The organism is Micromonospora sp. NPDC003776 (assembly GCF_053605645.1).
On sequence record NZ_JBSGJR010000311.1, the window covers coordinates 1 to 7,893 of the forward strand.

Annotated in this window: 9 protein-coding genes; 2 read left to right on the plus strand and 7 right to left on the minus strand. The window is 70.6% G+C overall.

The genetic code is table 11. The features are described from left to right. Nucleotides 1-72: 72 nt before the first annotated feature. The 4 genes from ACWEVO_RS22885 to ACWEVO_RS22900 all read right to left on the minus strand — a co-directional run bounded on the left by ACWEVO_RS22885 (nt 73) and on the right by ACWEVO_RS22900 (nt 2,894). Complete coding sequence (locus tag ACWEVO_RS22885) at nt 73-729, minus strand: IS3 family transposase (RefSeq protein WP_452309570.1); 657 nt, start codon at nt 727-729, stop codon at nt 73-75. Beyond that, nucleotides 726-1,040, minus strand: coding sequence for a transposase (locus tag ACWEVO_RS22890; RefSeq protein ID WP_452309571.1), 315 nt, complete (start codon nt 1,038-1,040; stop codon nt 726-728). The genes ACWEVO_RS22885 and ACWEVO_RS22890 overlap by 4 nt, the downstream gene beginning before the upstream one ends. A 2-nt stretch (nt 1,041-1,042) precedes the next feature. Then, nucleotides 1,043-1,576 carry a hypothetical protein gene (locus tag ACWEVO_RS22895; protein ID WP_452309572.1) on the minus strand — a complete coding sequence of 178 codons (534 nt, stop codon included), beginning with the start codon at nt 1,574-1,576 and terminating at the stop codon, nt 1,043-1,045. 283 nt (nt 1,577-1,859) lie between these two features. Next, a complete protein-coding gene (locus tag ACWEVO_RS22900; RefSeq protein ID WP_452309573.1) occupies nt 1,860-2,894 on the minus strand; it encodes an NAD(P)-dependent alcohol dehydrogenase in 1,035 nt (344 codons plus the stop codon). A 93-nt stretch (nt 2,895-2,987) separates the two neighbouring features. Here ACWEVO_RS22900 and ACWEVO_RS22905 point away from each other — a divergent pair, with 93 nt between their 5' ends. After that, nucleotides 2,988-3,173, plus strand: coding sequence for a hypothetical protein (locus ACWEVO_RS22905; protein WP_452309574.1), 186 nt, complete (start codon nt 2,988-2,990; stop codon nt 3,171-3,173). Between the two features lie 63 nt (nt 3,174-3,236). Here the strand turns inward: ACWEVO_RS22905 and ACWEVO_RS22910 are convergent, their stop codons facing one another. Next, nucleotides 3,237-5,033: a bifunctional metallophosphatase/5'-nucleotidase gene (locus tag ACWEVO_RS22910; RefSeq protein ID WP_452309575.1), complete on the minus strand. Its 1,797-nt coding sequence runs from the start codon at nt 5,031-5,033 to the stop codon at nt 3,237-3,239. Between the two features lie 216 nt (nt 5,034-5,249). Between ACWEVO_RS22910 and ACWEVO_RS22915 the strand changes: the two genes are divergently transcribed. Further along, nucleotides 5,250-6,152, plus strand: a complete 903-nt coding sequence (locus ACWEVO_RS22915) for an SDR family oxidoreductase (protein ID WP_452309576.1) — start codon at nt 5,250-5,252, stop codon at nt 6,150-6,152. A gap of 25 nt (nt 6,153-6,177) precedes the next feature. On the opposite strand, the gene ACWEVO_RS22920 is transcribed toward ACWEVO_RS22915, so the two are convergent. Both ACWEVO_RS22920 and ACWEVO_RS22925 read right to left on the minus strand, forming a co-directional pair. Beyond that, nucleotides 6,178-6,831, minus strand: coding sequence for a nucleotidyl transferase AbiEii/AbiGii toxin family protein (locus ACWEVO_RS22920; protein ID WP_452309577.1), 654 nt, complete (start codon nt 6,829-6,831; stop codon nt 6,178-6,180). After that, complete coding sequence (locus ACWEVO_RS22925) at nt 6,828-7,154, minus strand: hypothetical protein (RefSeq protein WP_452309578.1); 327 nt, start codon at nt 7,152-7,154, stop codon at nt 6,828-6,830. Before ACWEVO_RS22925 ends, ACWEVO_RS22920 begins: the two co-directional genes overlap by 4 nt. Nucleotides 7,155-7,893 lie beyond the last annotated feature (739 nt).

Here is a 7,893-nt window from a genome sequence, read left to right on the forward strand (position 1 = left end):
AAGCGAACCTGCCACATCCCCCGTGACCAGGACGCGACCGGACCCGAACCACCCGTCGATTTCACCGTCAATCTACTTCAGACACGCGACACTAGAGGTGTAATTGCTGCCGCGGTCGGAATGGAACACGGCGCCGGGGGTGGTCGGATGGTTGCGTACGGCCATGGTGATGGCTGATTCGATCAGGGTGGTCTTGTAGTGGTTGTCGATGGCCCAGCCGACGACCTCGCGGGTGTGGCAGTCGATGACGGTGGCCAGGTACAGCCATCCCTGCCAGGTGGGGATGTAGGTGATGTCGCCGACCAGCTTGCGTCCGGGAGCCTCGGCGGTGAAGTCCCGGCCGAGCAGGTCCGGCAGGTGCGGGTCGCGGCCGTCGTTGTCGGTCAGGCTGTGCCGCCACGGCCGCGGCTGGCACGCCACCAGGTCCAGCTCGCGCATCAGCGCGCGCACCGGCTCCGGCCCGCAGGTGACGCCCCAGTCGGTGAGGTCGGCGTGCACGCGCCGGTAGCCGTAGGTGCCGTCGGAGGCGTCGAACGACGTCCTGATCAGCTCCTTGAGCTCCTCGCGCCGGCGGGCCGTGGCCGACTCCGGACGGTCACGCCAGTCGTAGTAGCCGGATCGGGACACGTCCAGCCACCGGCACATCTGCGTGATCGACGGCACGCTGCTGGGGTCGTCCCTGGGTGTGACGGCGTACTCGGCGTCGATGAACTCGAACGTGTCGCTCACCGATGATCCTTGGCGAAGTACGCGGCGGCTTTTTTCAGGAACTCGTTTTCCATCCGCAGTTCCCGTGCTTCCCGCTCCAGTTGCCGCAGCCTCTCCCGCTCGCTGATGTTCAGCGGCGGTTCATCGCCGGCGTGCTCCCGGCGATACGCGGCGACCCAATTCCCCAACGTCCCTTCCCCGATCCCGAGTTCACGAGCGACCTGAGCGATCGGACGCGACGTCTCGATCACCAACTTCACCGCTTCTTCACGGAATTCGGCAGAGAACGTTCTCTTCGCGCGTGGCAATAGTCTTCCTTCCAGACAGGGCAATTCTACTTTGGGGTCCCTGTCCGGAGAACCCGTGGCACCTCAAGCAGCATCCGCGGGACCTTCGGGATGCTTTCCAGTTCGAACACGTCCACGGGGAGGTGGCCGTTGGCGTTGAGGAACCGGGCCGCCTGCGGGGTGCGCGCGTTGACGACGTTGGCGGGCAGATACTTCCCGCCAGGGATCGCCTCCCGCACCTGATCCCACTCCTGCGGAGTGCGCTCGCGCGGGTCGGCCGGCCAGGATGCCAGGATCGCGGTGGTCAGATCGGCACGCCAGTTCACCGAGCGCAGCGCACGCCCGGCCTGCTCCTGGACCAACCGCACGATCCGGTCATTAACCTGCACACCCTCCGGGACGGTGACGGTCCAACCCAGGCGCCGCAACGCCATCCACGCGTTCGACGGCAACCTCCGCCCGCCCGCGTCCACACCGGAGGCCAACACCTGCACATCGGCGGCGTTCCAGCGCTGCGCCAACAGCCCGGAGACCATGCCCGCCACCAGATCGGCGCACCAGCCGACACGCTCGGCCAGCACCGCCTAGGACAAGACCTGCCCGGTCTTCTCATCCACACCGGCGCGCACAAAAGCCCGGACGCAGGCGGTGCGGGGAGCCTCGCCCTCAGCCAGCGACACCGCCCGACTCACCCGCCACCAACCTCACCACTGAACCGCCAACATGACAGCACCGCCACACGGCAACACTCACCGCCGGCGCAGACCCCCCACCGCCCGCATCAAACCAGAAGACGCCGACACCCACGACCGACCAACGATCACTGACGATCCTTAACCAGGTCCCTGAGCCTGGCCCGGGTGGTCAGGGAACGATCACGGCCCGCCCGTGGATCTCCCCGCGGCGCAGCGCCTCGTACGCCTCCGGCGCCTGCTCCAGCGGGAAGGTCTGCACGTCCGCGTGCAGCTGACCGCCCCGGGCGAGCGCGATCACCTCCTGGAGTTCGGCCCGGGTGCCCCAGAACGGCACCTCGACGCTGGTTTCCAGGGGCACGGTCGGCGGCTCGTCGGCGACCGGCCGCACCGGCAGCGTGCCACCGGCCAGCCCGACCAGGAGCAGCCGCCCGCCGGTGGCCACCACCTGCCGCCCGGTGTCCAGGGTGGGCTGCGCGCCGACGAAGTCGAGCACCACGTCCGCCCCGTCCGGCGGGGCGCCGACGATCGCCCGGAGCTTGTCGACGCTGTCCGGGCCGGCCTGCACCACGTCGTGCGCGCCCAGCCGGGTGGCCAGGTCCAGCGCCGCGACGCTGGTGTCCACCGCGACGATCCGTACCGCGGTGGTCGCCACCAGGATCTGCAGGGCCATGTGCCCGAGCCCGCCGATTCCGATGACCACGCAGGTCGTGCCCGGGCGCAGCCGGTCCCGGGCCAGCTCGACCGCGTGGTACGGGGTCAACCCCGCGTCGGTCAGCGGGGCCGCCTGGTTGAGGTCCATGTCGCCCACGTGCAGCAACCGGGACGCCGGCACCACCACGTGCTCGGCCAGCCCGCCGTCGCGGCTGAGCCCGATGCCGCCGACCGGGACGACTCGGCACTGGTTCTCCAGGCCGCGCAGGCAGGCCCGGCAGTGGCCGCAGCCGATGATCCCGTACACGGCGGCCCGGTCCCCGGCCGACCAGCCCTCCACGCCCGGGCCGACGCCGTCGACGGTGCCGGCGATCTCGTGCCCGAGCGTCATCGGGGTGGGGAACAGCCCCGGCGGGGCGTCGAGGATGTGCAGGTCGGAGTGGCAGGCGCCGACCGCGCCGACGCGCAGCAGCACCTCGCCCGGGCCGGCCGTCGGGGTGGGTACCTCCACCTGTTCGAGCACGCCGGGAGCCGTCATCCGTACCGCGCGCATGGTCGTCCTTCCGTCGTCCACGGTCGTCGCGCCGGCATACCCGTGGCGGACCGGTTGATGCCGTGCGTGGACGGCCGGGCGCACAATGCGGTCATGAGTGAGCCGCGCGAGTCGTTCACCGACGAGGAGTACGCGTTCCTGCGGCACGTGCGCTTCGGCGAGCTGCCGCCCCGGGTCAGCCCTCAGGACCGGACGGAGTCGACGGAGACCGAGCCGCGCCGGGACCGGCCGGAGCCGGCCGTCGGGCAGTACGAGCAGGACCTGCGGTCGGGCGGCTGAAGGGGTCCGGACAGCGACGGGCCCCGGGTGCGGCACCCGGGGCCCGTCGTCAGGTGGTACGGGTCAGAAGACCGGCACGCCCTCGCGGACCAGCTTCCAGTTCGGCACGAAGAAGTCGGCCGGGTCGATGACGCCCTTGGCCTGGGCCCAGTCGATCAGCAGCTGGCGGATCTCCTGCTGCTGGTTGTAGACCTGGGTCTTCACGACGCCGGGGAAGTTGCCGCCACCGCTGCGCCGGTAGTTGTTGATCGCGATGACGAACTGGGCGTCCGCGGCGACCGGGGTGTCGGTGCCCGGCTGGACCAGGCGGGTGATCCGCTGGCCGACCGGCTTCGAGATGTCGATGTCGTAGTCGACGCCCGAGATCACGTCGTAGTTGTAGTCCGGCACCAGCGGGTCGCTGATGGTGTCCGGGTTGACGGTCGCGCCGACCGGCAGCGTGACGAAGTACTTCGCCGAGTACTCCAGGTACGCCTTCACCTCGGCGCCGGTGATGACCACCGCCTCCAGGGTGTTGTCGTACACGTAGAGGCCCGCGACGTCGCGGATCCGCACGTCACCCTGCGGGAACACCGCGGTGCGGCTGAACGGCGCCGCGATCGACAGCACCGGCAGGCCCGCGTACGCGGTGCCGGCCAGGGCCGCGGTGACCACCTCGGTCTGGACGTGGTTGATGAAGTCCAGGATCGGGGTGTCCTTGTACCGGGACTCGGCGGCGGACAGCTCCACGCTGGACTGGGCCACGACCTTGTTGACGTAGTCGACCGTCTTGGTGTGCTGGCCGCGCACGGCGGCGAGCACCGCCGGGTCCTCGACCACCGTGTTGGTGTTGAGCATGGTGGCGGACTTGCTGAGCACCGTCCACCGGCCCTTGACCTTCTGCACGGTGAAGTCCATCCGGGTGAGGCGCTGGCCCCACTTCGACGGCTCCGAGGTGAGCACCTGCGCGCCGGTCTGGGTGTTGGTGACGAACTTCTCCGGCACCTCGTTGTGGGCGTGGCCGAACAGGATCGCGTCGATGCCGGGGACCTGCTGGGCGATGAGGGCGACCGGGTTCTCGTTCGGCAGCTCCGGGCCGTAGCTGGAGGTGCCGCTGTCGCCGCCGTGCGCGGAGATGATGACCAGGTCGGCGCCGCGCTCCCGCATGATCGGCACCCACTTGGCGGCGGTGGCGATCATGTCGGCGAAGATCAGCTTGCCCTCGACGTTGCCCTTGTCCCAGATGGCCACGCCGGGATTGGTGAGGCCGAGGATGCCGACGTTGATGGTCGGGGAGTCGTAGCCGCCGAGCGAGACCTTCTTGATGACGTACGGCAGGAAGGCCGGCTTGCCGGTGGCCTCGTTGATCGCGTTCGCGGCCAGGGCCGGGAAGCCGAGCTGGCCGATCCACTGGGCCAGCAGCGGCAGGCCGTAGTTGAACTCGTGGTTGCCCAGCGTGACGGCGTCGTACTTCAGAACGTTCATGGCGTTGGCCATCGGGTGCGTCTCACCGGTCTCGGTGATCGGCTCCTGCTTGGCGTAGTAGGTGGCCAGCGGGGTGCCCTGGATGGTGTCACCGGCGTCGAGGACCAGGGTCGCCTTGCCCTTGCGCTCGGTGCGGATCTGGTTGACCAGGGTGGCCAGCTTCGCGACGCCGACGTCGTTGTGCTTGCTGTCGTCGTACTCGGCGTCCTTGTAGTAGTCCCAGTTGTAGACGTTGCCGTGGGTGTCCGAGGTGCCCAGGATGGTCAGGTCCCAGGTCTTCGGGCCCTGCGCCGAGCCGGCGGCCCGGGCCGGAGCGCCGGCGAGCAGGGGAGCGGTCGCGGCGGCGGCGGCGACGGCCAGCACCTGGCGGCGCGTGGCGCCGGAGGAGGAGGTCATGAGGTGCCTTTCCATGGGGGTGGACGCGCCTCGTGGGCGCGTTGCGCACCATAACGACCGGCTGTCACTCGCGCCACATCGCCCCGAGGTGTTTCACCCCACCAGCGCCGGACGCCGCCCGCGCGTAACACCGTGGTCACCCGCCCGTCGTTTCTGTCCCTGGTCGCGGGGTAGGGCGGACCGGGACCGTCCCGACCGTGGCACGAGGGAGATCCGGTGAGCGAGGACCAGTACACCCAGCAGAACCCGACCGAGCAGTACGGCCAGCAGCAGGGCCAGCCCGCACAGCAGCAGTCCGCGCCGGGCAGCGAGCAGAAGATGGGGCCGAAGCCCGACCACGGCGAGGAGTCGTACCGGGGCGCCGACCGACTCTCCGGCAAGCGGGCGCTGATCACCGGCGGTGACTCCGGGATCGGCCGGGCCGTCGCGATCGCCTTCGCCCGGGAGGGCGCCGACGTGCTGATCTCCTACCTCGGCGACGAGGAAGAGGCCGACGCGCGGGACACCGTGCGCCTGGTCGAGGAGGCCGGCCGCAAGGGCGTGGCCGTCCGGTGCGACGTGCGGGAGGAGGCGAACTGCCGCGACCTGGTCGACCGGACCCTGTCCGAGCTGGGCGGCATCGACATCCTGGTCAACAACGCGGCCTTCCAGATGTCGCAGGACAAGGGCCTGTTCGACATCACCACCGACCAGTTCGACCGGGTCTTCAAGACCAACGTGTACGCCATGTTCTGGCTGTGCAAGATGGCCGTCCCGCACCTGCCCGAGGGCTCGGCGATCATCAACACGTCCTCCATCCAGGCGTTCCAGCCGTCGCCGCAGCTGCTCGACTACGCCACCACCAAGGCCGCCATCGCGAACTTCACCAAGGCGCTCGCGTTGAACCTCGCCGACCAGGGCATCCGGGTGAACGCGGTGGCGCCCGGCCCGATCTGGACGCCGCTTATCCCGGCGACCATGCCGGAGGAGAAGGTCAAGCAGTTCGGCACCGACACCCCGCTGGGCCGGCCCGGACAGCCCGCGGAGCTGGCCCCCGCGTACGTCTTCTTCGCCTCCCAGGAGTCCAGCTACGTCACCGGCGAGATCCTCGGGGTCACCGGCGGCAAGCTGACGAGGTGAGCGGCGGTGTGCGGCCGGTGGCTGGTCAGCGAGGCCAGGCCGACATGCGCCGGCGCACCTCAGCGATCTGCGCCGCGTCCAGCCCGTAGCGGGTGAACCGGCGGTCGGGCACCCGGTCCAGGTAGCGGCCCGCCGCCCGGACGTCCTCGAGGTCCAGCGCCGGGTCCACCTGGCGGGCCAGCTCCAGCAGGTCGGCCACCTCGTACCGGTCCAGGGCGGCGGAGACGTCGATGTAGTCGCGTACCTCCCGCCGGTTGACCAGCGCGGCGGTCTTGTTGGCGATCAGGTCCCGGACGTCCATCACCGGACCCAGGTCCATCACCACCGGGCTGCGGTACCGGTCGAGCCGGGCCAGGCTGAGGCGGATCTGCCGGCCGTCCCGGCTCACCACGAAGTCCCGCATGTCGCGGTCGAACCCGTCGAACAGGTCACCCAGGTCGCTGTCCGGGTCCGCGTCGTCGACCCGGTAGCCGGCCCGTTCCAGGGCGGCCCGCACCCCGGCCGCCGCGGCCGCCGCCGCCCCCTCCACGTCGGCGAAGAGGTCGACGTCCTCGGTGGGCCGGACGACCAGGCCGTGCGCCGCCCAGGCAACGCCGCCGCCCAGCACGAACCGGTGCGGGCCGGCGGCGGTGAGCGCCACCCGGGCCACCTCCCGGTAGAAGTCGTGCAGATGGCTCACGCGGTACGCAGGCCGCGGTGCCGGCTCTCCCACGCCAGGCGCACGCCCCGGGGCAGGTTCAGCCGGCGCCACACCCGGCGCAGCGTCCGCCCGTTGACCAGGGCCCGCAGGTCGTCCACGCGGGTCGTCTCCCGCAGCACGTTCTCGTACATCCAGAGCAGGTCGTCCGGGTCGGCCAGGTCGAAGACCCGCTCGCTGCTCCACATCAGGCGTAGCGGCAACTCGACCACGCCCCGGGTGGGGCCGGTCAGCTCGGCCAGGGTACGGGTCACCACGGCGGGACGCCCCGGGCGGGCGAGGTACACGCTGGTGACGGCCTGCATGGTGTCAGGGTAACGCCTGTCCGGCGATTTCCCGCCGTCCGTTCCCGCCACGCCGCCCGCCGGCTCGCCTCGTGCCGCCTGAACCCCCACCGCAGCGCATCTCTCCTGGCCACCCCGCGCCGCGCGCCGAGTGGCCCAAATACGGGCCGGACCTTTCGCCGCCCGCCCCCGGTCTCAGACCCCCCGCGCAACTTCCGGCAAGTTGCTGTCTCAACGTGGCGGGAGGCGGCAGTTTTCCCGAAGGTTGCCGGGCGAGACCAGGGAAGTTGCTGCCTCAACGTGGCGGGAGGCAGCAGTTCCCCGAAGGTTGCCTGGCGAGATCGCTCCGGGTGGGCGTGCTGTGCGTTCCCGGCGTGGGGCCGGGAGGAGGGGGTCTGCGGGGTGAGGCGGTGGCGGGGCGGGCCATCGCGGCCGGAAGATCGACCGGAAGCTCGCCGTGCACGGCGCTGCCGGAGTCCGGGCTGGCTGGCGGAGCGGGGCTGCCGCGCGGAGCGGCCCGCTTCGCAGGAGGGAGATCGAGTCGGTCTGCGGCATGTCGCGGCAATGTGAGCGGTTCATGCCCCGATTCGCCGCAATGTCGAGTGGATCAAGCCGGCAGCCGGTCCTGTCGGAACGCGCTGGCCGAGGCCGGCTGGCATTGCGTGGCAATTGTGCCGGTTGTTTGCTGGCCGCGCGTGTTGGGTGGAACGCCATGGAGGTCACCGGGGCCCGGAGACGTCCATGGCGTTCCACCGACGGC